At 69.9% G+C, this 21,600-nt stretch carries 21 protein-coding genes; 14 read left to right on the forward strand and 7 right to left on the reverse strand.

From position 1 onward, the window contains the following. The first annotated feature begins 60 nt into the window (after positions 1-60). The gene (locus tag Q9G87_RS28795) at positions 61-657 is read left to right on the forward strand and encodes a TetR/AcrR family transcriptional regulator (protein WP_305919614.1); all 597 of its coding nucleotides are present in this window, start codon (positions 61-63) and stop codon (positions 655-657) included. Between the two features lies 1 nt (position 658). Here the strand turns inward: Q9G87_RS28795 and Q9G87_RS28800 are convergent, their stop codons facing one another. Beyond that, positions 659-2,320 (reverse strand): alpha-amylase family protein, encoded by a 1,662-nt coding sequence (locus Q9G87_RS28800; RefSeq protein WP_305919615.1) that lies wholly within the window; start codon positions 2,318-2,320, stop codon positions 659-661. A 117-nt stretch (positions 2,321-2,437) separates the two neighbouring features. Between Q9G87_RS28800 and Q9G87_RS28805 the strand changes: the two genes are divergently transcribed. Together Q9G87_RS28805 and Q9G87_RS28810 are read left to right on the forward strand one after the other, a co-directional pair. Continuing rightward, on the forward strand, positions 2,438-2,851 hold the full coding sequence (locus tag Q9G87_RS28805; RefSeq protein ID WP_305919616.1) for a PPOX class F420-dependent oxidoreductase: 414 nt from the start codon (positions 2,438-2,440) through the stop codon (positions 2,849-2,851). 33 nt (positions 2,852-2,884) lie between these two features. Next, on the forward strand, positions 2,885-3,352 hold the full coding sequence (locus tag Q9G87_RS28810; protein WP_305919617.1) for an SRPBCC domain-containing protein: 468 nt from the start codon (positions 2,885-2,887) through the stop codon (positions 3,350-3,352). Here the strand turns inward: Q9G87_RS28810 and Q9G87_RS28815 are convergent. After that, on the reverse strand, positions 3,342-4,745 hold the full coding sequence (locus Q9G87_RS28815; protein ID WP_305919618.1) for an MFS transporter: 1,404 nt from the start codon (positions 4,743-4,745) through the stop codon (positions 3,342-3,344). The genes Q9G87_RS28810 and Q9G87_RS28815 overlap by 11 nt on opposite strands. A gap of 80 nt (positions 4,746-4,825) precedes the next feature. On the opposite strand from Q9G87_RS28815, the gene Q9G87_RS28820 reads away from it, so the two are divergent. Next, positions 4,826-5,689, forward strand: a complete 864-nt coding sequence (locus Q9G87_RS28820; RefSeq protein WP_305919619.1) for a helix-turn-helix domain-containing protein — start codon at positions 4,826-4,828, stop codon at positions 5,687-5,689. Here Q9G87_RS28820 and Q9G87_RS28825 read toward each other — a convergent pair. Continuing rightward, complete coding sequence (locus Q9G87_RS28825; protein WP_305919620.1) at positions 5,686-6,666, reverse strand: aldo/keto reductase; 981 nt, start codon at positions 6,664-6,666, stop codon at positions 5,686-5,688. The two genes, Q9G87_RS28820 and Q9G87_RS28825, sit on opposite strands and share 4 nt — an antisense overlap. Before the next feature lie 388 nt (positions 6,667-7,054). On the opposite strand from Q9G87_RS28825, the gene Q9G87_RS28830 reads away from it, so the two are divergent. The 3 genes from Q9G87_RS28830 (at position 7,055) to Q9G87_RS28840 (ending at position 9,412) form a co-directional block, all read left to right on the forward strand. Beyond that, positions 7,055-7,927: a LysR family transcriptional regulator gene (locus Q9G87_RS28830; protein WP_305919621.1), complete on the forward strand. Its 873-nt coding sequence runs from the start codon at positions 7,055-7,057 to the stop codon at positions 7,925-7,927. Positions 7,928-7,959: 32 nt separating this feature from the next. Next, the gene (locus Q9G87_RS28835; RefSeq protein ID WP_305919622.1) at positions 7,960-8,160 is read left to right on the forward strand and encodes an EF-hand domain-containing protein; all 201 of its coding nucleotides are present in this window, start codon (positions 7,960-7,962) and stop codon (positions 8,158-8,160) included. 64 nt (positions 8,161-8,224) lie between these two features. After that, a complete protein-coding gene (locus Q9G87_RS28840; RefSeq protein WP_305919623.1) occupies positions 8,225-9,412 on the forward strand; it encodes a helix-turn-helix domain-containing protein in 1,188 nt (395 codons plus the stop codon). 16 nt (positions 9,413-9,428) lie between these two features. Here the strand turns inward: Q9G87_RS28840 and Q9G87_RS28845 are convergent, their stop codons facing one another. Both Q9G87_RS28845 and Q9G87_RS28850 read right to left on the reverse strand, forming a co-directional pair. Beyond that, complete coding sequence (locus tag Q9G87_RS28845) at positions 9,429-10,712, reverse strand: hypothetical protein (protein WP_305919624.1); 1,284 nt, start codon at positions 10,710-10,712, stop codon at positions 9,429-9,431. An 85-nt stretch (positions 10,713-10,797) separates the two neighbouring features. Next, a complete protein-coding gene (locus tag Q9G87_RS28850) occupies positions 10,798-13,338 on the reverse strand; it encodes an MMPL family transporter (protein ID WP_305919625.1) in 2,541 nt (846 codons plus the stop codon). Positions 13,339-13,549: 211 nt separating this feature from the next. Between Q9G87_RS28850 and Q9G87_RS28855 the strand changes: the two genes are divergently transcribed. Beyond that, complete coding sequence (locus Q9G87_RS28855; RefSeq protein ID WP_305919626.1) at positions 13,550-14,812, forward strand: MFS transporter; 1,263 nt, start codon at positions 13,550-13,552, stop codon at positions 14,810-14,812. Here the strand turns inward: Q9G87_RS28855 and Q9G87_RS28860 are convergent. After that, positions 14,794-15,273, reverse strand: coding sequence for a hypothetical protein (locus tag Q9G87_RS28860; protein ID WP_305919627.1), 480 nt, complete (start codon positions 15,271-15,273; stop codon positions 14,794-14,796). The two genes, Q9G87_RS28855 and Q9G87_RS28860, sit on opposite strands and share 19 nt — an antisense overlap. A gap of 111 nt (positions 15,274-15,384) precedes the next feature. Further along, positions 15,385-16,023: a hypothetical protein gene (locus Q9G87_RS28865; protein ID WP_305919628.1), complete on the reverse strand. Its 639-nt coding sequence runs from the start codon at positions 16,021-16,023 to the stop codon at positions 15,385-15,387. Between the two features lie 71 nt (positions 16,024-16,094). Between Q9G87_RS28865 and Q9G87_RS28870 the strand changes: the two genes are divergently transcribed. The 6 genes from Q9G87_RS28870 to Q9G87_RS28895 all read left to right on the forward strand — a co-directional run bounded on the left by Q9G87_RS28870 (position 16,095) and on the right by Q9G87_RS28895 (position 21,599). After that, complete coding sequence (locus Q9G87_RS28870; protein ID WP_305919629.1) at positions 16,095-16,724, forward strand: helix-turn-helix domain-containing protein; 630 nt, start codon at positions 16,095-16,097, stop codon at positions 16,722-16,724. 80 nt (positions 16,725-16,804) lie between these two features. Continuing rightward, positions 16,805-17,974, forward strand: a complete 1,170-nt coding sequence (locus Q9G87_RS28875) for a homogentisate 1,2-dioxygenase (protein WP_305919630.1) — start codon at positions 16,805-16,807, stop codon at positions 17,972-17,974. After that, the gene (locus Q9G87_RS28880; protein WP_305919631.1) at positions 17,962-18,738 is read left to right on the forward strand and encodes a hypothetical protein; all 777 of its coding nucleotides are present in this window, start codon (positions 17,962-17,964) and stop codon (positions 18,736-18,738) included. Before Q9G87_RS28875 ends, Q9G87_RS28880 begins: the two co-directional genes overlap by 13 nt. Further along, positions 18,735-19,838, forward strand: coding sequence for a fumarylacetoacetase (gene fahA, locus Q9G87_RS28885; RefSeq protein ID WP_305919632.1), 1,104 nt, complete (start codon positions 18,735-18,737; stop codon positions 19,836-19,838). The genes Q9G87_RS28880 and fahA overlap by 4 nt, the downstream gene beginning before the upstream one ends. Before the next feature lie 80 nt (positions 19,839-19,918). Then, positions 19,919-21,097 carry a L,D-transpeptidase gene (locus Q9G87_RS28890; protein WP_305919633.1) on the forward strand — a complete coding sequence of 393 codons (1,179 nt, stop codon included), beginning with the start codon at positions 19,919-19,921 and terminating at the stop codon, positions 21,095-21,097. 70 nt (positions 21,098-21,167) lie between these two features. Next, positions 21,168-21,599 (forward strand): NfeD family protein, encoded by a 432-nt coding sequence (locus Q9G87_RS28895; protein WP_305919634.1) that lies wholly within the window; start codon positions 21,168-21,170, stop codon positions 21,597-21,599. The last annotated feature ends 1 nt before the right edge of the window (position 21,600 follow it).

Raw genomic sequence — 21,600 nt, forward strand, 5'->3', positions numbered from 1 at the left:
CACCTTTCTGTAGCGATCGATACAGAAACTATAACATAGCGATCGCTATAGAATGGGTGTATGGCCAGACAGCGGGCATTCGACCGGGACACGGCGCTGGAGAGCGCCCTGCGGGAGTTCTGGCGGCACGGCTACGAGGCGACCTCGATCGCCGCGCTCACCGCCGCGATGGGCATCAGGCCGCCCAGCCTGTACGCCGCCTTCGGCGACAAACGGCGGCTGTTCGAGGAGGCCGTGCGCCGCTACCAGGAGACCTACGGCGCCTTCACCACCCGCGCCCTGGCCGAGGAGCCGACCGGGCGGCAGGCGATCGAGCGGGTGCTCCGGGAGGCCGCCGCCGAGTACGCGAGCGAGGAGCACCCGAGAGGCTGCCTGATCATCTCGGCCGCGGTGAACTGCGGGCCCGAGTCCGCGGAGGTGGAGGAGTTGCTGCGCGGGTTCAGGGAGCAGGCCAAGGCGGCGCTCAAGCGGCGGTTCGACGACGACGCGGCGGCCGGGCTCATCCCGGCGGACACCGACACGGCAGGCCTGGCCGGGTTCTACGCCTCGATGATCCAGGGCATGTCAGCGCAGTCCCGCGACGGGGCCGGGCACGATGAGCTCCTGCGCATCGCCACGCTGGCGATGTCCGCCTGGCCGGCCGCCACGGGCGATTGACCTACTGGGATTTGACCGAGGCGTCCTCCGGCGGCACTTCGGGCGGCGACGCACGCAGCCAGCAGCAGCCGTGCGGGTCCAGCGGCACCCGTACCACGCCGTCGCCCGACACCTCGAGCGTGCCGTCCACCAGCAGGTCCGTCAGCTCCTGGCCCTCGAGCCCGGTCAGCGTGAGCTCCACGTCCACCGCCGTGTCGCAGAGGTTGTGCGCGACCACGACCGTGGCGCCGTCCACGTCACAGCGGTGCGCCAGGACGGCGTGGTGGCCGCTGTCCAGCACCGTGTAATCGCCCCATGCCAGCTCCGGGCACTCCCGATACCGCTCGATGAGGAGCTGGAACCAGCGCAGGAGGGAGCCGGTGTCCCGCTTCTGGTCGGCCACGTTCACCCGGTCGGGGGCGAAGGAGCCCTCGGGGATCTCGCGTACCGGCTCCGTCTGGCTGAAGCCGCCGTCCTCCGACCACTGCATCGGGATGCGGACCGCCATGCGGCCTTCCTCGTCGAGGTTCTCCCCCATGCCGATCTCCTCGCCATAGAAGATCACGGGGGTGCCGGGCAGCGAGAACAGCAGGCTGTAGGCCATCTTGACGCGCCGCAGGTCCCCACCCAGCATCGTGGGCAGGCGGCGGCGCAGCCCACGGCCGAAGATCTGCATGTCCTCGCGCGGACCGAACGCCCGGAAGACCTCCTGCCGCTCCCCCTCGCTCAGCTTGTCCAGGGTGAGCTCGTCGTGGTTACGCAGGAATATCGCCCACTGGCAGTCCTTCGGCGGCTGGGGGCGCTCACGCAGGGCGGCGGCGAGCGGGCGCGCGTCCGCGCGGGCCAGTGCGAGCCAGGCGTTCTGCATGCCGATGAAGTCGAAGCACATGGTGATCTGGTCGCCGAGGCCCTCGCCGAAGTAGCGGACTAACTGCTGGTAGGGGACATTGACCTCGCCGAGCAGGATCGACCCGCCCTTGCGCCTGGTCATGAACGCCCGCAGGTCGGCCAGGAACTCGTGCGGAGTGGCCAGCTTGGGGTTGACGTTCTCGATGAGGAACGGCACGGCGTCCACCCGGAACCCGGCCAGTCCGAGCTCCATCCAGAAGCCCAGTATGCGCGCGATCTCGTCCCTGACCTCGGGGTTGCCGACGTTCAGGTCCGGCTGGTGCCGGTAGAAGCTGTGCAGGTAGTACTGCCCCGACCCTTCGTCGTACTCCCAGAAGGAGCTCTCCTTGTCGGGGAAGACCACCTGGCTCGGGTCGTCCGGCTCGGGGGCGTCGGACCAGACGTACCAGTCCCGCATCGGCGAGTCCTTGCTCTGACGCGCCTGCGCGAACCAGGGGTGCTGGTCGGAGGTGTGGTTGACGACGAGGTCCGCGATCACCCGCAGGCCGCGGTCATGGGCGGTGCGCATGAACTCCACGAAGTCGCCCAGCGTCCCCAACCGCGGGTCGACGCCGTAGAAGTCGGTGATGTCGTACCCGTCGTCCCTGTTGGGGGTGGGGAAGAACGGCATGAGCCAGAGGCAGGTCACGCCGAGCCCGGCGAGATAGTCGATCTGCTGCGTCAACCCGCGGAAGTCGCCCACGCCGTCGCCGTTGCCGTCCTTGAACGTCTCCACGTCGAGGCAGTAGACGACGGCGTTTTTCCACCAGACGTCGGAGGTATACGTCAGTCGCATTCGCTCCCGCTACCCGCCACGGATGCGTTCTACCTGCTCTGCGGTTTCGCTCATGCTATAGATCGGCTGTGTCGATTCCGGAGGATCCCGTTCGTATGGACGGTGAAAGGAGAAGACATGTCGTTCACCGATGAAGAAATCGCCTACCTGCAGTCGCAGCCGCTCGCCCGGCTGTCCACCGTGTCCGGGGACGGGCAGCCCGATGTGGTGCCGGTCGCGTTCGAGTTCGACGGTACGGGCTTCTGGATCGGCGGTTCGGGCGAGGAAGTGCTGCGTACCCGCAAGTTCCGCAACCTGCGGGCAGGCAATCTGAAGGTCGCCCTGGTCGTGGACGACATGGTGTCGTTCGACCCGTTCATCGCGCGCGGCGTGCGGGTCTACGGCCTCGCCGAGCCGCCCGTCGAACGGGTCGGGATGGTCGGCCCGGGCCTCTACAGCCGGATCACGCCGACCGTGTCATGGAGCTGGAACCTGGCGGGCGAGCCAGCCGGAGAGACCTGGTACGCGACGCGACGCGCAGTGCACCACTGAGAATTGTCCGGGTCGGTCGCTAAGGTCGATCGCATGTACTCGACGCGGGTCTCTCAGTACGTGAATGCGCCGCGGTCGGCTGTATACCGGGCGCTCGTGGATGCGGACGCGATCGCGAAATGGCGGGTGCCGGCAGGCATGAGCAGCCACGTCCACGAGTTCGACGCTCGCGAAGGCGGTTCGTTCCGGGTCTCACTCACCTACGACGCGCCTGGACCAACCGGTAAGTCGGCGTCGCACACCGACACCTACCATGGCCACTTCGCGGAGCTCGTCCCGGACGAGCGGGTGGTCGAGGTGCTGGAGTTCGAGACCGCGGATCCGGCGCTGCGCGGGACCATGACGATGACGACGACGCTTACCGAGGCCGGCTCCGGCACAGATGTCGTGATCGTGCACGACGGGATCCCCGACGCCGTGCCCATCACCGACAACGAGACGGGCACGCGGATGGCCTTGGCGAACCTGGCCGCGCTCGTCGAGGCCTCGCCTATCTCCTGACCATTTCAGACTCCGATGACAGCCGGGCTGCGCGGGGAAGTGCCAGCGCGGCCAGCACGCCGGTCACGGCGATCGCGGCGGCGACGAAGATCGCGGACCGCAGCCCATCGACGGTGGCGGCGCGTACCGCCTCCCCGGTCAGGCGGGTGAGGTCGCGGTCGGCCACGGCCACCATTATGGCCAGGCCCGCGCTGCTGCCCGCCTGCAGGACAGTGGAGGCGAGGCCGGAGACCGCGCCCTGCTCGTGCGGGGCCACGCCGGTCGCGGCGACGATGAACATGGTGTTGAACGACAGTCCCGCGCCCAGGCCGAAGCCGAGGAGTCCGGCCAGCAGGCCCGCGTAGGATCCACCGACGGACAGGCTCAACGCCAGCACCACGGTCCCCGCCACGCCCACCAGCACACTGAGGATCATCGTGCCACGCAGTCCCAGGCGCGGGATCAGCCGCTCGCTGAGCAGATTGCCGGCGGTGATGCCCAGCGTCGGGCCGAGGAAGGCCAGCCCGGACCGCATGGCGTCGTAGCCGAGGACGTCCTGGAAGTGCAGGGTGAGGAAGTACGGGACACACTGCAAGGTCAGGCCGTAGACCAGGATCGCCCCTGCCGCGGCGCTCGTGTGCCTGTTGGCCAGCAGCCGTAGCGGCATCAGCGGATTGCGGCTGCGGGCCTCGATCGTCAGGAAGGCGGCGAGCAGCGCGGCTGCCGCGGCGAAGGACGCCACGGCGCCGGCGGAGGCCCAGCCCTGCTCGGCACCGTGCGCGATGGCGAACACCAGCCCCGTGATGCCCGCCGTGCCGGTGAGAGCGCCAGGGAGGTCGAACCCGCCCACCCGCCGGACAGCGTCCGGCGTCAGCACCGCGAACGCCGCCACGGCGCCCGCCGTGGTCAGCGGCACGTTCACGAAGAAGACCGCCGGCCAGCCGAACGCGCCGGTCAGCAGGCCGCCGAGCAGTGCGCCGAGGCTGAGCCCACTGGCACCGCAGACCGCCCACACGGTCATCGCCCGATTGCGCGCCGGCCCTTCGTCGAACATGGTGACCACCAGCGACAAGGTGGCGGGCATCAGGACGGCGCCTCCCAGCCCCTGCACCGCCCGCGCGCAGATCAGGAGACCTGGAGAGGTGGCCAGCCCGCCGAGGAGCGAGCCGACGCCGTACAGCAGCATGCCCAGAACGAACATCCGCCGTCTTCCCACCATGTCGGACAACCGGCCGCCGAGCAGCAGGAAGCCGCCGAAGGGCACCGCGTAGGCGCTGACCACCCACTGCAGCGAGTAAGGGGAGAACCCCACGTCTCGTGCGATCTGCGGCAGCGCAACGTAGACAATGGTGAAGTCCAAGGCGGTGATCATGCTGCCCAGGCCCAGGAGTACGAGAGGGATCACGAATCGCATGCCGGACAGCCTGGTCGCGGTCCCGAATCGCAGCCAGCCTCGTGTCTTGACTACGCAAACCTTGCTTAGGCTGGATCGATGTGGATCGTGAAACCGAACTGAGCGAGTTCCTCAAGTCCCGCAGGGCGCGGCTGAGCCCGGAGGACGCCGGTGTGCCGTACAAGAACCATGGGACGCGGCGGGTGCGCGGGCTGCGCCGCGAGGAGCTGGCGCTGCTCGCCGGGGTGAGCGTCGCCCACTACACCCGGCTGGAGCAGGGCCGCAGTCAGAACGTGTCGGCCGAAGTGCTGGATTCCATCGCCGACGTGCTGCGGCTCACCGCCGACGAGCGGACCTACCTGCACGCGCTGGCCCACCCGGCACACCGATGCCACGACTGCCCGCAGACCCCGGTGCGGCCGGGGCTGCAGCGGCTGCTGGACTCCATGATCCTCACCCCGGCCTTCGTTCTGGGGCGGCATGCCAATGTGGTCGCCTGGAACCGGCTGGCCGCCGCGGTCTTCGCCGACTTCGCCGCGATCCCCGAAGATCGCAGGACCATCGCTCACCTGGTCTTCCTGGATGCGGAGATCAAGCGCATGCACGGCGAGGGGTGGCCGCGCCTCGCTCAGGAACATGTGGCCCAGCTCCGGCTCCTGGCCGCGCGCTACCCCAAGCATGTGCCGATCATGGAGCACGTCGATGCGATCTGCAGCCGGAGTCCCGAATTTCGGGCCCTGTGGAACGAGCACCACGTGGCCGCCGCGACCCACCGCGACTACGTCCTGAACCATCCGGTGGTGGGCGAGCTGCGGCTGTCCGCCGAGCTCGTCGGCTTTCCCGGCGATCCTGAGCTGCAGGGGATGGATCTGTTCGCCGCCGAGCCTGGCTCCGAGTCGGAAGACAGGCTGCGCCAGTTGGCCGCCACCACGTCACGCCGGCCGTCCAGCGCTCCCGTCGCCTAGAGGAGGGTGCCGCCGGTGACCTCGAACGTGGTGAGGGCCTCGTCCACCCTGGCCAAGGTGTCCGGGTGGAGGGTCAGGTCGGCAGCGGCCAGGTTCTCCTCGATGTGGGACGGGGTGCGGCTGCCGGGGATCGTGGCCACATGGTCGTCCTGGTGCAGGAGCCAGGCCAGGGCGAGCTGGGCCGGGGTGATGCCCAACTGGGCGGCCAGGCTGCGGATGGGGGCGTAGCGGTCGTTGTTGGCGGCCAGGTTGTCCGCGGAGAAGCGGGGGGCGTTGTGACGGAAGTCGCCCTCGCCCAAGGACTGGACCGTGCCGGTCAGGAAACCCGTGCCCAGCGGGCTCCACGCCACGATGCCCACGCCTAGGTCGCGCGCGGCCGAGAGCAGGCCGGGGTCCACGGGGCGCCACATCGACCACTCGTTCTGGACGGCCGTCACGGGGTGCACGGCGTGTGCGGCCCGCAGTTGCGCGGCCGTCACGTTGGACAGGCCCACGTGCTTGATCAAGCCGTCGCGCACCAGGTCCGCCATGGCGCCCACCGTGTCCTCGATCGGCACGCCCGGGTCCGGGTAGTGGGCGTAGTAGAGGTCGATCACGTCGGTGTCCAGGTTGCGCAGGCTGCGCTCCGCGTAGCGGCGGACGAGGCGGGGCTCGGCGTTCACGCGTAGCTCGCCGAACGCGAACCCGACCGGCTGCGACCGGCTCTGCTCCCCCTCCGGGATCGCCAGGCCGAACTTGGTCGCGACCACCACCTCTTCCCTGCGGCCCTTGATCGCGCGGCCCACCAGGCGCTCGTTGTGGCCGTCCACGCCGTACGCATCGCTGGTGTCCACGTGGGTCGCGCCCCCGTCCAGGGCCGCCTTCAGCGCCGCCGCGGCGCGGGTGTCGTCGATATCGCCGTAGATCCCCGGCGACAGCACCATGGCGCCGTAGCCGATGGCGGGGACCTGCAAATTTCCGAGCTTGCGTGTCTTCATGGGACAGATCCTGCAGCGGACGCGTGCCCGGTGTCCAAGTCCCCTTGCGATAACCAGCGGTTATGGACTTGCGTCGGCGGCCCCATACCGGCGACATACCGGCGATATACCGGGCATCTCTAGAGTCACCCGCGTCCCGTATGGACATACCGCCAAGGAGAAGGTCATGCGCAGTATCCGACGTGTCGGCGGCCTCGCGTTCATCGCGCTGAGTGTTGCCCTGCTGGGTTCGCCCGCTTCTGCCAATGCTGACGCGACATTGGAGTGGTCTCTCCATATCCCCGCGAAGGACGGAGGCCCAGACAACAGCGGCGAGCTCAGCGATTGTGAACCTGGGGACGTGACCTGCGAAGGGTAGCCCTCGGCTTGCGTGGTCCATGGTTGATACATGGATCTGAAGGTGCTCAAGAGCTTCGTGGTCGTGGCCGAGGAGCTCAATGTGACGCGGGCGGCCGAGCGGTTGTTCGTGTCGCAGCCGGCCCTGTCCAAGCAGCTCAGGGTGTTGGAGCGGCAGCTCGGGTTCCGGGTGTTCGAGCGGGTGCACAGCGGCGTCGTCCTCACGCGGCAGGGCGAGGTGTTGGTGCCGGTCGCCCGGGAGTTGCTCGAGCGGTGGGCGGCGGGGCTGGAGAGCGCTCGGGCGGCCGCTCCCACCGGGACACTGGTGATCGGAATGCAGACGGCCGTGGGGCGCGGGTTGCAGCAGGCGGCGTTGCGGCGGTTCAGGACAGCCATGCCGGGGTGGGAGGTGTCGTTGCGGCTGGTCGGCTGGGACGACCCCAGTGGCGGGCTGCTGGACGGCTCCTCGGACGTGGCGTTCATCTGGTTGCCGGTGCCGGCGGGACTGAGCACGTACGTGCTGGCCACCGAAGCCAGAGGCGTGGCCCTGCCCGCCGATCACCGGCTGGCGGGGCTGGCGCAAGTGCCGTTCGAGGCCCTGCGGCACGAGCCGTTCATCGCGTTGCCCGCGGCGGCGGGGCCGCTGCGGGACTTCTGGCTCGGGCTCGACGCGCGGGACGACGAGCCGGTCGTCGGGGTCACCGCCAACACGCCGGAGGAGGTGTTCGAGGCCGTGACCAGCGGGCTCGGCGTGGTGCTCGTGGCCGAGGGGAACGCGGCGCTCTACAACCGGCCCGGGATGGTGTACCGGCCCGTGGCGGGGCTGCCGCCCGGAGAGCTCGCGATCGCATGGAGAGATGAGGACAAGAGTCCACAAGTCGCGGCATTCATCGACGCGCTACGGCAGGTCGCCACTAAGGTCTGACGCGAACATCGGATCCGCGGAAGGGCGACTTCATGAGCGACTACACGATCACCTTCGACCTCATCGATGCCGACAACGACGGCCGTATCTCCGCTGACGAGCTCGTCCGGCTCATGGACGTGCTCGGCCAGCCGGTGACGTTGGAGGCCGCGCAGGAAGGGGTGCGCAGGCTCGACAAGGACGGCGACGGGCTGATCAACGTGGAGGAGTTCGGCGCCTTTATACAGAAGTGATACCGAAGCAAGCATTTGCTACACATCCTCTGTCGCCTACGTCACAATGGCGACAGGAGGGACGATGGCCATCAAGAGTGACATCACCGAAAGCCGTACACCCGCGGACATCGTGACAACGCTCAGGTCGCGCATCGGCCGGGTTTCCGACGAGGTGATCAAGGAGATCCAGGCCCGGATCCCCGAGTACGACCGGCCGGACGACGAGCTCTACATCAAGGTCGTCAGGATGGCGGTCGAGCAGGCCATCGAGGGTTTTCTCGACCGCATCGAGCACCCGGCCGTCCCGTGGGATCCGGAGCCGTTCCGCGCGATCGGCAGAGGCGAGGCTGCCGAGGGCCGCAACCTGGAGCCCCTCCAGACCGCGATGCGCCTCGGCGCCCGGGTCGGCTGGCGGTGGCTGACCGAGCTCGCCGGCCCCCTCGGGTTGTCTCCCCAATCCCTGTACGACCTGGGCGAGGCCATCTTCGTCTACCTCGACCAGCTGGCGGACGCGGCGGTCGAGGGCTTCGAGGAGGCCAGGACGCACGCCGCCGGCGAGATGGAACGCCGCCGCAACCGCCTCCTCGACCTGCTGCTGAGCCACCCGCCCGCCAGTCCGGAGGCCATCGCGGACCTGGCCAAGGCGGCGGGCTGGCGGCTGCCGAGGACGGTGGCCTGCGTGGCACTCGACGTTCGGCCTGGGGGTTGCCGTATGCCCCTGCTGCCGCCTGACGTGCTGGCGGGGCTGGAGCGGCCGGTGCCGTGCCTGCTGGTGCCCGATCCCAGTGGGCCCGGCCAGGCGCAGATGCTGGAGCAGGCGTTGCGTGGACGCTGGGGCACGATCGGGCCGGCCGTGCCGATGACCGCCGCGGCGACGTCGCTGCGCTGGGCGCGGGAGGCGCTGGAGCTGTCACGGCGCGGCGTGTTGCCGCGCGGGCTGCTGCGGTGCGAGGACCACATGGCGACGCTGGTGGTGTTCAAGGACGAGGAGCTGGTCAGCGCTCTGGCCGACGTACGTCTCGCGCCCCTCGCCCATCTGCGGCCCGCTCAGCAGGATCGGCTGGCCGAGACGCTGCTGGCCTGGTTGCGGCACGGCAGGGGCGCGGGCGAGGTGGCCGCGCGGCTGCACGTGCACCCGCAGACCGTCCGGTACCGGCTGCGGCAGCTCGAGGAGCTGTACGGCGATCAGCTGGCCGATCCGGACATTCGTTTCGAGCTGGAGATCGCGCTTCGGGCGCGGCAAGCCGTCATCGGGAGCCGGTCCCGCTAAGGCCCACGTACGTCCCTCAGGCGGCGTGCAGGTACACCTGGCCGAACACCTCGGACAGGTTCTTGAGGTCCGTGGCCAGGTCCACCTCAGGGTTGGCAGGGTCGTAGATGGTGGCCAGGCGGGCGCGGACCGAGCCGAGCTTCTTGAGCTGGTCCCAGGTGGTGTTGGCGGCCCACTTCTCGCCGTACACCCGGCTGACCTGCCCCTGGTCGTTCTGCCAGCGGGTCCACAGGGTGACCGTCTCCGCGGCGTCGTCCTGGAGCGGGGCGGCGATACGGTCGGTGATGGCCTTGGTGGCCTGTTCCTCGTTCAGCGGGGCGCCGGCGAAGCTCGCGTCCTCGACGGCGATCTGGGCGTAGGCGTCCCAGGCGCGGCCGCGTACCTGGATGGCCTGATTGCGCTGGGCCTCGGCGGCGTCGATCTTCCAGGTGGCGTACTCGGTGCCGAAGTGGCCACTGTCGAGGGCGAGCTGGTCGAGGTAGCCCTTGGCCAGCCAGACGCCGATGCGGTCCGGGTCGAGCAGCGGGTACTTCTTGGCGATCTCGGCCTTGCAGGCCTCGTTGGCGCCGCAGCCGAACACCGGCACCAGCGTGTGCGCGGCCAGCTTCTTGCCCGGGGCCAGGCCACGCAGCGCGGTCGCGGCCTCGGCGACGAACTTGTCGAGCTCCTCCGCCGTGGCGAAGGTCTGGTTGTAGCCGAGCTGCGAGGTGAAGCGGATGCCGACGACGCCCGGCTGTGCGGCGGCCAGGGCGGCGATCTTCTTGGCGGCCTCGGCGAGCGTGCCGGCCTTGTAGTCGTCGGCCAGCTCCGTCTCGATCCACAGGCGCATGTTCGTCTGGGCGGCGGCCTGCGCGGCCTGTCCGGCCGGCGTCTGCTGGGCGGTGCTCTTCTCGGCGGCGGAGATGCCGTCGGGGTCGACGTAGCACTCCTCGCCGTTCTGGCACTCCGGCGTGCCACCGTCCTCGGCCCCGTCGACGTCCGGGGCGCCGCCGTCGCGGGGCTCGCCGTCACCCTCGCCGTCGGTCGCGCACTGGTTGCCGGGCTCGGTGCAGTCGATCGTGACGCCGTTCACCGGGCCGGAGTCCTTCAGGTTCTCGCCGTCGTTGTCGAGCCAGAACCTCGCGATGTCCGCGGCTTCCTCGGGAGTGGCCATCCAGGTGCAGACCACGTACGCGGGGGTGTCGTCGGCGAGCAGGTCGTTGCAGCTGCGCGGGTCGTCCGCCGACCACGCGGGAACGCCGACGCCCAGGAACGAGAGGGCGAGTCCGATGACGAGGAGCTGCCGCAGCCGCTTTCGCATGGCACCTAACTTCCGGGGGGTGATCGTGGGCATATGCACCATATCCGGACGATCAACAACGTTCAATGAGATCGACGGCTCACGCTCATGAGTCCACCTCCACCCATGTCCAGCCGCGGCCGTCCGAAGTGGCCCGGACCACCCGGGTACGTCCCGCCGTGACCTTCACCCACCGGGGACCGTCCTCCTCCTTCGCGGGCGCTTCGGGGGTGGAGTAGGGGTGCTTGCGGAAGGACCTGGCCTGTACGAGCTCACGCCCGCCGGCCGGCGGCTCGTGCTCGGCCGCCAGCGGCACTGGATCGGTGTCCGCGCCGAAGACGGCGGGCCGCCCGTTGACGGTCACCACGGGCTCGGGCGGCTGCTCCGGAACAACCGGATCGAGCTCAGCCGACCACCGGGCCCCGGCCTGGGGCAGCGCGGCGGGCGGAGGCGGCACGGCGGGAGCTCTCCCGGCAGGCCGCTCGTGAATCTCCACGCGCCGGTGGAAGGCGCGGGGCGACCACCAGTTGGCGCCGCCCATCAGGCGCATGGTCGCCGGCGCCAGCAGCGCCCGCACGAGCGTGGCGTCCACCACGATCGCCACGAACAACCCCACCCCGAGCAGCTTCACGATCGTGATCCCGGCGGTGGCGAACGCCCCGATGACCACCAGCAGCAACAGCGCCGCACTGGTGATCACCCCGCCCGTCTGCTGCAGCCCGGTGGCCACGGACGCCGCGTTGTCCCCCGTACGCAGCCATTCCGCCCTCACCCGCGACAGCAGGAACACCTCGTAGTCCATGGACAACCCGAACACCACGGCCAGGATCAGCACCATCACCGTGGCATCGATGGACCCGGTGGGGGTGAACCGCAGCGCGGATGCCAGATGCCCGTCCTGGAAGGCCCACACGATCACCCCGAACGACGCGCCGATGGACAGCACGTTCATCAGCAACGCCTTGACCGGCAGCACCACCGACCCGAACGCGGCGAACAGCAGCACCCCCGTCACCGACCCCACCACCAGCGCCATCCACGGCAACGTGGCGCCCAGGCTGTCCATCAGATCCATCTGGGCGGCGGTCGGCCCGCCGACCACCACTTGCCGCACGTTCGGGTCCGGCGTCAGGTCCCTGATCGACCTGACCAGTTCCTGGGCCGCGTCCGACATCGGGTCCGCGTCGTAGCGGACGGCGAGCCGCACGGCCCCGTTGTCCTGCGACACCCCCGCCAGATCGACCCCGGTCACGTTCGGCAGCCGCCGCAGCCGGTCGATCAACGGCTTCACGTCGGACGGCGTCACGGGCGTGACCGCGCTGATCGGCGAATGCCCCTGGCCGAGCGGCCCCGGGACGACGGGCGACTCGGTGAAGGAGCGCCCGACCAGGACGTGGACGTCGATCGCCGCCATGGAGTTCCTGGGGAAGTCCCGGTCCACGGCCTCGGCCACGCGACGGCTCTCGGAGGCGGCGGGCAGCACCCGGTGATCCACGTTGCCGAACGTGACATGCAGAAACGGCAGAGCCAGCGACACCAGTACGACGGCCGCGGCGACCAGGTACAGCACCGGCCGGCGCATGACGCTGGACGCGATGGCGTGCCACATGCCGCCGTCGCGCCGCCCGTACCCGAACTGTGGGGTGATGCGGAAGGCGTCCACGCGCCGCCCCAGGATGCCGAGCACTGCGGGCAGCACGACCAGCGCGGCCCCCATCGCCACCAGCACCACGGCCGCCGCCCCGAGGCCGATCGAGCGCAGGAACATCTGGGGGAACAGCAGCAGCCCCAGCAGCGCCGTGGCCACCGTGAGCCCGGAGAACACCACGGTGCGCCCGGCTGTGGCCATGGTCCGCACCACGGCCTGCTCGCTCGACGCCCCGCCCCTGATCTCCTCCCTGAACGCCTTGAGCACGAACAACGAGTAGTCCACGGCCAGGCCGAGCCCGAGCATGGTGACGACGTTCAGCGAGAAGACCGAGACCTCGGTGACCTCGGTCAGCAGCCGCAGCAACACCAGCGCGCCGAGCACCGCGAACAGCCCCACGAGCAGCGGCAGCCCGGCCGCCACCAGGCTTCCGAACACGATGACGAGCAGCACCAGCAGCACCGGCATGGAGATGACCTCGGCGCGGGCCAGGTCGGCGGCGGTCTGGTCGTTGAGCTCCTTCAGCAGCGGCACCGGCCCGCCGACCTCGACGTGGAGGTTCTGGACGCGTCTGAGCCGGTCCGCCACGGCGGCGTAGGCGGCCTGCTTGTCGCCTTCGAGCGTGACCAGCGCGTACGTCGCCCGCCCGTCCTCCGACACCATCCGCTTCGACCCGGTCGTCCAGTACGTGGCCAGCCCGCGCACATGCTCCTTCGGCAGCGCCCGCAGCGAATCGTGCACCGCCTTCTTGTACCGGGGGTCCCGCGCCTTGACCGTCGGGTGCCGGTAGAGAACGACCACGTCGGAGGCGTGGCCGTACCAGTCGTCGGTCCAGCGGGCGGCGGTCGTGGAGTCCGCCCGGGGGTCCTCGAAGCCGCCGTCGGCCATCCGCCCGAACAGCTCCAGCCCCAGAGGCGCGGCGAGGACGGCCGCCGCCAGGCTCAGCACCAGCAGCGTCCACCTGCCGCGATAGACCAGGCGGCCAGCGGATTCAAACAAGGGCGCCCTCCAGGTACGCCCGCCCCGCCACCTGGGCGATCAACGTCTCCTGCATGCCGAGTCCCCTCGTTCAGGGACCTAGCAAATTACGGGAGAAGGAGGGCCGGATTCTTGCCAAACCCCTGCACATTCCTCTTTCTGTCTTGTTACGGGGTGACAAGAAGTACGGCAAAATAGGGGAGTTTGCCGGTCTCCTAGGGGGTTCACGCAGGTGCTGGGTTATGGACGCGATCTCGGCCTGCTCCGGGATCGCCGGTTCACGCTGCTCCTGACCGCCAGGACGATCTCCGTCCTGGGCAGCGCGTTCGCACCCGTGGCCCTGGCGTTCGGCATCCTGAACCTGCCCGGCGCGGACGCCACGACCCTGTCGATCGTGCTCACCGCCGAGTCGCTCCCCATGATCGTGTTCATGCTGGTGGGCGGCGTGATCGCGGACCGGCTGCCGCGGCAGCGGGTCATGATGACGGGCGAGTTCATGATGGCGGCGGCGTTCTTCGCGCTGGGGGCCATGCTGCTGGTCGGCTGGACCCCGCTGCCGGCGCTGGTCACGGCGGCGGCGCTGGGCGGGACGGCCACGGCGGTCACGTTCCCCGCGCTGACCGGGATCATCCCCGAGGTGGTGCCGAAGGACCGGCTGCAGACCGGCAACGCGCTGCTCGGCCTGGGCCAGAACGCCGCCCGGGTGGCCGGGACGGTGCTGGGCGGCGGCACGGTGGTGTTCTTCGGCGGTGGCTGGGCGCTGACGGCCAGCGGCGCCATGTTCGCGGTGGCAGGCGTGCTGATCGCGCTGCTGCGGCTGGAGCCCGGCGCGCGACCCGCGGGTGAGCGGCACTCGGTGCTGGCGGACCTGCGCGACGGGTGGCGGGAGTTCCGCTCGCGGCAGTGGATCTGGGTGGTGGTCGCGCAGTTCTCGCTGCTGGTCATGGCCATCCAGGCCGGGCACGGGGTGCTCGGGCCGTTGTGGGCCAAGGAGAGCATGGGCGGCCCGGCGGTCTGGACGGCGTTCCTCGCGGGCGAGGCCATCGGCATGATCGCCGGCGTGCTGGTGTCGATCCGGCTGCGGCCGAGCCGGCCGATCCTGGTGGCGGTGCTGCTCTGCCTGCCGACCGCGCTGCCCTACGTGCTGCTCGGGGTCGACGCGCCGATCTGGGCGATCGTGGCCGGGGCCTTCGTGCTCGGAGTCTGCTTCGACGTGTTCGGCGTGTTGTGGCAGACCACGATGCAGCGGGAGGTCCCGGCCGAGTCGCTGTCGCGGGTCAGCTCGTACGACATGCTCGGGTCGCTGATGTTCGGGCCGATCGGGCTGATGCTGGCCGGACCGGCGGCCGAGGTGTTCGGCACGGAGGAGTCGCTGCTCGGCTGCGCCGTCCTCATCGTGGTCAGCACACTGGGCGCGCTGCTGGCGCCGGGGGTGCGCAACCTGCGCGCCGGAGCCCGCCCGCGGCTCGAGCCGGTTCAGTCGGACCCGAAGTAGGCGTTGGCCCGGGGCTGGAACATCAGCGCCATCGCCCCGAGCACGGCCGCCACATGCAGAATCCGGCTGGCCGCGAAGGCCCAGCCCGCGGCGTCCAGGCCGGCCGCGGCCTCGGCGATCGACCCGCCCTCCAGCAGCCACCGGGCGGGCTCGATCACCAGCGACAACGTGCCGAACACGCCCAGCGTGCCGGCGAGCGTCCACCGCGCCCAGTTCTGGCCGCGCCGCAGCCGCAGCGCCAGGACGATCGCGCCGGCGAAGACCGCCAGCCGGAATCCGACGCCCGGCAGCAGCTCGGCCACGGCGGACGTGCCTTCGAGCAGCTCTCTAGTGACCATCAGGGCGGCCTCGAACGCGCCGAGCGCGACCGCCGACAACCAGAGGATGGCGGCCGCGTGCACGACGGGCGGTGGTCCGGCCGGCGTGGGGTCGTTTCTGCGCAGGCCGGTGACAGTGCTCATGACGGATACCTCCATGGGTGCGGGGGCGTGCTCCTCGAAGTCTCCGCCGCGGGGCCGCACCGGTCATGCCCGCCGTCCCCCCAGTTCAGGTGGGGTGCGCCCTACCCGGCATCAGACGATGATCAGCCGTACGACGACGCCCGCGCAGTTGCCCGCCACGCAGATCCGCACCGGGATCTCGGAGATGCCCGGCGTGGCGGGCACGCCACCCACGTGGCCGTCAGGACCGATGCTCACGCCCCTGGGCAACCTGGCGTGGTCGTTCACGGAGAAGGTGGGCAGAACGCCGGGCGGACCGCCGCTGATGCCGATCTCGCCGTCCAGCGGGACGCCGACCTTGCCGGGGAAGGTCAGCTGGCGCGGCACCCACGGCACGTTGCGGAGCACCACGAGGGTGACCTCCTGCTCCCGGCACGTCTGGCCGGCGCACAGCTGGACGGGGACGACGTACGTGCCGGAGCGCCGCGGCGTGCCGAACAGCCGGCCGCCCTGGTCGAGCTGAACCCCGACGGCGAGGTATTTCGCGCGGAACGCCAGGCCCTTGGCCGTGGGCAGCAGCCGGCTGGTGACCTCGATGCCCTCGGTGACGTAAATGGTGTCCTCGACCAGATGGCGTTCCGGTGGATCCGTGGGGGTCTGCTGGGATATGAGCGCCATGGTGTTGATCGACATGGTGGAGATCGACGGCACCGCGGCGGTCAGCACGCACACGGCCATGCCGGCGAGCACGAACACCCACCTTTGCCGCATCGTTACCCCCTGGCTGTGCCTATCCCCCTACGTACCCCCCGGACTGCGCAGCGTCACAGATAATCAGTCGCATGGCCGCTGAATCCGCTCAGACCCTCGAGCGCGGGCTCCGCCTGCTCAGACTGCTTGCCGACGGCAAGGGCGGGCGTACGCCGACCGAGTTGAGCGGCGAGTTGTCACTGAGCCGTCCTGTGGTCTACCGGCTGCTGACGACGCTGATGAACGAGGGGTTCGTGCGCCGGGACGCCGAGGGACGGGTGCATCTCGGGTTCGGGGTGCTCGTGCTGGCCCAGGCCGTGCAGCCGCTGCTGCGGGCGGCCGCGCTGCCGACGTTGCGGCGGCTGGCCGAGGAGGTGGGCGCGACCGCGCACCTGACCGTGGCCGAGGGCGACGACGGGCTCGCCGTCGCGGTGGTCGAGCCTTCCTGGACCGATATGCACGTGGCCTACCGGGAGGGCGCGCGCCATCCGCTCGCGAAAGGCGCGGCGGGCCAGGCGATCCTGGCGCTGCGTGAGGGGCGCGACGACTACTTCGTCACGGAAGGGCAGTTGCAGGAGGGTGCGCGGGGCCTTGCCGCCCCGGTGACTGGCTTGCCGTGGCTTGAGGCCTCTGTGGGGGTGGTGACGTTCGGACCGCTGGAGGAGTCGACCGGCCCGCGGGTGGTGGCGGCCGCCGCCGAGCTGTCCGCGGCACTGGGTTGACATCTCCCTACCCATGGCGGACGGTAGTCACATATAGAGGACACCTTCGTCCGATAAGCGGACAGGCAAGGGAGGGGCCGATGCCGTACTACCGCGTCGTTGGGGAGGTGCCGCGTAAGCGGCACGTGCAGTTCAGGCGGCCGGACGGCGGACTCTACGCCGAGGAGCTGATGGGCGAGGAGGGCTTCTCGTCCGACTCCTCGCTGCTCTACCACCGCTACCTGCCGACCGCGATCGTCAAGGCGGAGGCGGCCGAACCCGGCACGGAAACGCGACTCGAGCCCAATCTGCCGCTCTCGCCACGTCATTTCCGCACCCAGGAGCTTTCCAGCGCCGGCGACCTGGTGACGGGCCGCATGCTGCTGGCGGGCAACGGCGACGTCCGATTGTCGTACGCCACCAGCGACCGGCCGAGCGAGCTCTACCGCAACTCGATGGGCGACGAATGCGTGTACGTCCAGCGGGGTGAGGTGACTTTCGAGTCCACCTACGGCGTGATCGAGGCCGGGGAGGGCGACTACATCGTCATCCCGACCGGGACGATTCACCGGTGGGTGCCGAGGGGCCCGGTCAACGTGCTGGCCATCGAGGCGTCCGGGCACATCAGGCCGCCCAAGCGATACCTGTCGCAGTACGGGCAGTTCCTGGAGCACGCGCCATACTGCGAGCGCGACCTGCGCGCACCCGTCGCGCCGCTCCTCGTGGACGGCGAGGAGGTGCCGGTGCTGGTGCGCACGCGCGGCGGGCTGACCAGGCTCGTCTACCGGAATCACCCGTTCGACGTGGTGGGCTGGGACGGCTACCTCTATCCGTTCGCGTTCAACATCAACGACTTCGAGCCGATCGTGAAGAAGACGCACGCGCCGCCGCCGGTGCACCAGACGTTCGAGGGGCCCGGGTTCGTGGTGTGCTCGTTCTGCCCGCGGCCGCTCGACTACCACCCCGAGGCCATCCCGATCCCGTACAACCACCACAACGTGGACTCCGACGAGTTCATGTTCTACGTGGGCGGCGACTACTCCGCCCGCGCGGGCTCGGGCATCGACGTCGGGTCGATCTCGCTGCATCCGGCCGGGTTCACGCACGGGCCGCAGCCGGGCGCGGTGGAGGCGGTGATCGACGCGGTCGCCCGGGGTGTCACGACCACGAGCGAGATGGCGGTGATGGTGGACACCTTCCGCCCGCTCGACCTCGGCCAGGGCGCGCTGTCCTGCGAAGATCCCGGCTACGCGTGGACATGGGCACGATGATTCTCTACACGGCATTGGTGGACGACGCGGGCCTGTTCCCGCCGACGTCCCTGCACATGGACGAGGCGCTCGCCCGCCACCGGCGGGATCAGGAGCGCGGCAACCCGGTGCTCACGCACCGCTTCCTGTGCCCGGCCAGCCGGCTGGACCGGCTCCGCGGCAAGGACTACAAGCCGCGGCGGATCGGGCTGATCGTGGACACGCCCGAGGTGCCCGCCTTCGACGACCTGCCGGTGGACATCGTCGAGATGCCGCTGCCCGGCGACACGTCGGTCGCGGCGCTGGCCGACCGGCTCGGGCTGCCCGAAGGGGTGCGGCTCTTCGCCGAGGTCACCCCGGGCAAGCTGGCCATCACCGTGCCCGACGGCACGGGGCTGAAGGTGCGCTGCGGCGGCCAGGTGGCCGACGCCTTCCCGGCGGTGGAGCAGCTCGCGATGTTCATCAGGTTCTGCGTGGACCACGACGTGCCGTTCAAGGCCACGGCCGGGCTGCACCACGCCGTACGCCACTTCGACCCGTCGCTCGGCGTGGATCGGCACGGGTTCCTCAACCTGACGCTGGCGGTGTGCGAGGCCGTCGAAGGGCGCGATCCGGCGCCCGTGCTGCGCGCCACCGACGTGGGGCATCTCGTACGGCTGGCGCAGGACGTACCAGAAGAGACCGCGAAGCGGGCGCGGCGGCTGCTGGTGAGCTACGGCTCGTGCAGCACCAGCACGCCCCTCGAAGATCTGCGCGCACTTGGACTGATCGAGGAGGATGCGTGAGTTGGGGCGTCGACAATCTGCCTTTCGGGGTCTTCTCCTCGCCTGGAGAGTCGCCCCGGGTGGGGGTGCGGTACGGCGACCGGGTGCTCGACCTGACCGCCGCGCTGCATGACGAGGTGTTCGCCGCCCCGTCGCTCAATCCGTTCCTGGCCAGGGGTCGCGCGGCCTGGCACGACACCCGGACGCTGATCGGGAACAAGCTCACCGGCGACCTGGCGGTGACCGAGCCGCACCTGATCCCGCTGGAGCAGGTGCGGCTGCACATGCCGTTCGAGGTGGCCGACTACGTCGACTTCTACTGCTCGATCGACCACGCGAGCAACGTCGGCAGGATCTTCCGTCCCGACACCGAGCCGCTGCTGCCGAACTGGCGGCACCTGCCCATCGGATACCACGGCAGGTCGGGCACGGTCGTGGTGTCCGGCACGCCGGTCAAGCGGCCGCAGGGGCAGCTCGGGCCGGGCAGGTTCGGGCCGTGCGAGAAGCTCGACTTCGAGGCGGAGCTGGGGTTCGTGGTCGGCGTACCCACAGAGCTCGGCACGCCTGCCGGAGCATTCGAGGACCATGTGTTCGGGGTGACGCTGGTCAACGACTGGAGCGCGCGGGACGTGCAGGCGTGGGAATACCGGCCGCTCGGGCCGTTCCTGGCCAAGTCGTTCGCCACGTCGATCTCGCCATGGGTCACCCCGCTGGAGGCGCTGCCCAGGATCCCCGGGCGGCCGCAGGATCCCGAGCCGGCCGCGTACCTGCGCAGGCAGGGCGACTGGGGGCTGGACATCTCCGTCGAGGTCCTGCTCAACGGGGAGGTCGTGTCGCGACCGCCGTACGCGAGCATGTATTGGACACCCGACCAGATGCTCGCCCACATGACCGTGAACGGGGCCTCGTTGCGCACCGGCGACCTGTTCGCCAGCGGCACGATCTCGGGCCCCGAGCGTGGCGATCGCGGCTCGCTCATCGAGCTGACCTGGAACGGGACCGATCCGATCAAGCTGGCGAGCGGCGAAGTCCGCGCGTTCCTGCAGGATGGCGACACGGTGACCATCCGGGCCACGGCCGGCGACCTGACATTGGGGGAGGTTTCGGGAACTGTCGTATAGGTGACTCAGCGTGCTTGCTCGCGGACTGAACGCTACTCTTGGAGCGCTTCCCCGCTCCATCAGAAAGCAGGATTCACCCCATGCGGCGTGCCGGAGCTCGCGCGATGATGTGTGTCGCCTTCCTCCTGATCTGCGGCTGCAGTCCCGTGACGGCGGAGGCGCCGGCCACGGCGCCGGTCGTGCACATCTCACCGGCGCTTGACAGCAAGCGGGCGCGGCCCGATCGCGGCCTGCTGATCAGCGCGTCCGGTGGCACGCTCAGCAACGTCCAGGTCTATGAGGGCGGGGAGCCCGTGCCGGGCAGGCTCGACGGTTCCCGCACGACCTGGCGCTCCGACTGGACGCTCAAGCCCGCGGCCGAATACACGGTGACCGCCACGGCCGCGGGCCCGCGCGGCCCCGCCACGGTGGCGGTGGGCCGCATCCACACCCGCCCGGCCGAGCGCACCTTCGGGATCGTCGCCACCACGCCCCTGCCTGGCGAGATCGTCGGCACCGGCATGCCGATCATCATCGACTTCGACACGCCCGTGACGGACAAGGCGGCCGTCGAGCGGGCGCTGGAGGTCAAGAGCGAACAGCCGGTCGAAGGCGCCTGGCGGTGGACCAGCGACACTCAGGTGATCTACCGCACCCGCCGCTTCTGGGACCCCAGGCAGCGGGTCACCGTCACCGCCCACCTGGCAGGCCTGCGCCTGCCCGGCGGCGTCTACGGCGCCACCGACTCCACCTTCGCCTTCACCGTCGCCCGCGAGCAGGCCAGCGTGATCGACACCAGGACGCACCAGATGGTCGTCGAGCGCGACGGCGCGCCCGCGCAGCACATGGCCATCAGCGCCGGCGTGGCGACCACGCCCGAATACACCACGACCAGCGGCGTGCACCTGACCATGGACAAAGACAGCCCGGTCCGCATGGTCTCCCCCGGCCGGCGAAAAGGCGAGCCCGGTTTTTACGATCTGATGATCGACCACGCCGTGCGCATTTCCAACAGCGGCGAATACGTGCACGCCAAGGACAATGTGTGGGCCCAGGGCCGGGAAAACGTCAGCCACGGCTGCATCAATGCGCGGCCCGACCAGGCCGCCTGGTTCTACGCCACCTCCCTGCGCGGCGATCCGGTCACGATCACCGGCACCGACCGCGAGCTCGAATGGAACAACGGATGGGGTTTCTGGCAACTCCCGTGGGAGAAATGGATACAAGGCAGCGCGCTGCATGCCACTGATGACGCAGGTGGATGGGTGCCGCAGCACTGAAACCAGGATTACGGTAGAGGAGGGGAACCACCCACGCACTCAGGCCCGTTGTCCCAAGAGGAGGGCCGACATGGATGAATGGATCATCTGGGTAATCCTCGCGGTCGTGCTCGGCGTGGCCGAGTTGTTCACCTTCACGGCCGCGCTGGGACTCCTCGGCGCCGCGGCTCTCCTCACCGCCGCGACCGCCGCCATCGGATTGCCCGTGCCCCTGCAGTTACTGTTCTTCGCGGCCTCATCAGCAGCCGGTCTGATCGTGATCAGGCCGCTGGCGATGCGTCATATCAGGCAGCCTCAGCTGCAGCGGTTCGGCGTCGAAGCACTCGTCGGCAAACCCGCCTACGTGGTGTCGGAGGTAACCGGCCGCGACGGGCGGGTACGCGTCGGGGGCGAGGAATGGTCGGCGCGCGCCTACGACGAAACCCTGGTGATTCCCGCGGGGGCGACCGTCGACATCATTGAGATCGAGGGCGCGACAGCCCTCGTATATCCCCGGGAGTGAG

The sequence above is a fragment of the Nonomuraea turcica genome (assembly GCF_030718205.1).
GTDB lineage: Bacteria > Actinomycetota > Actinomycetes > Streptosporangiales > Streptosporangiaceae > Nonomuraea.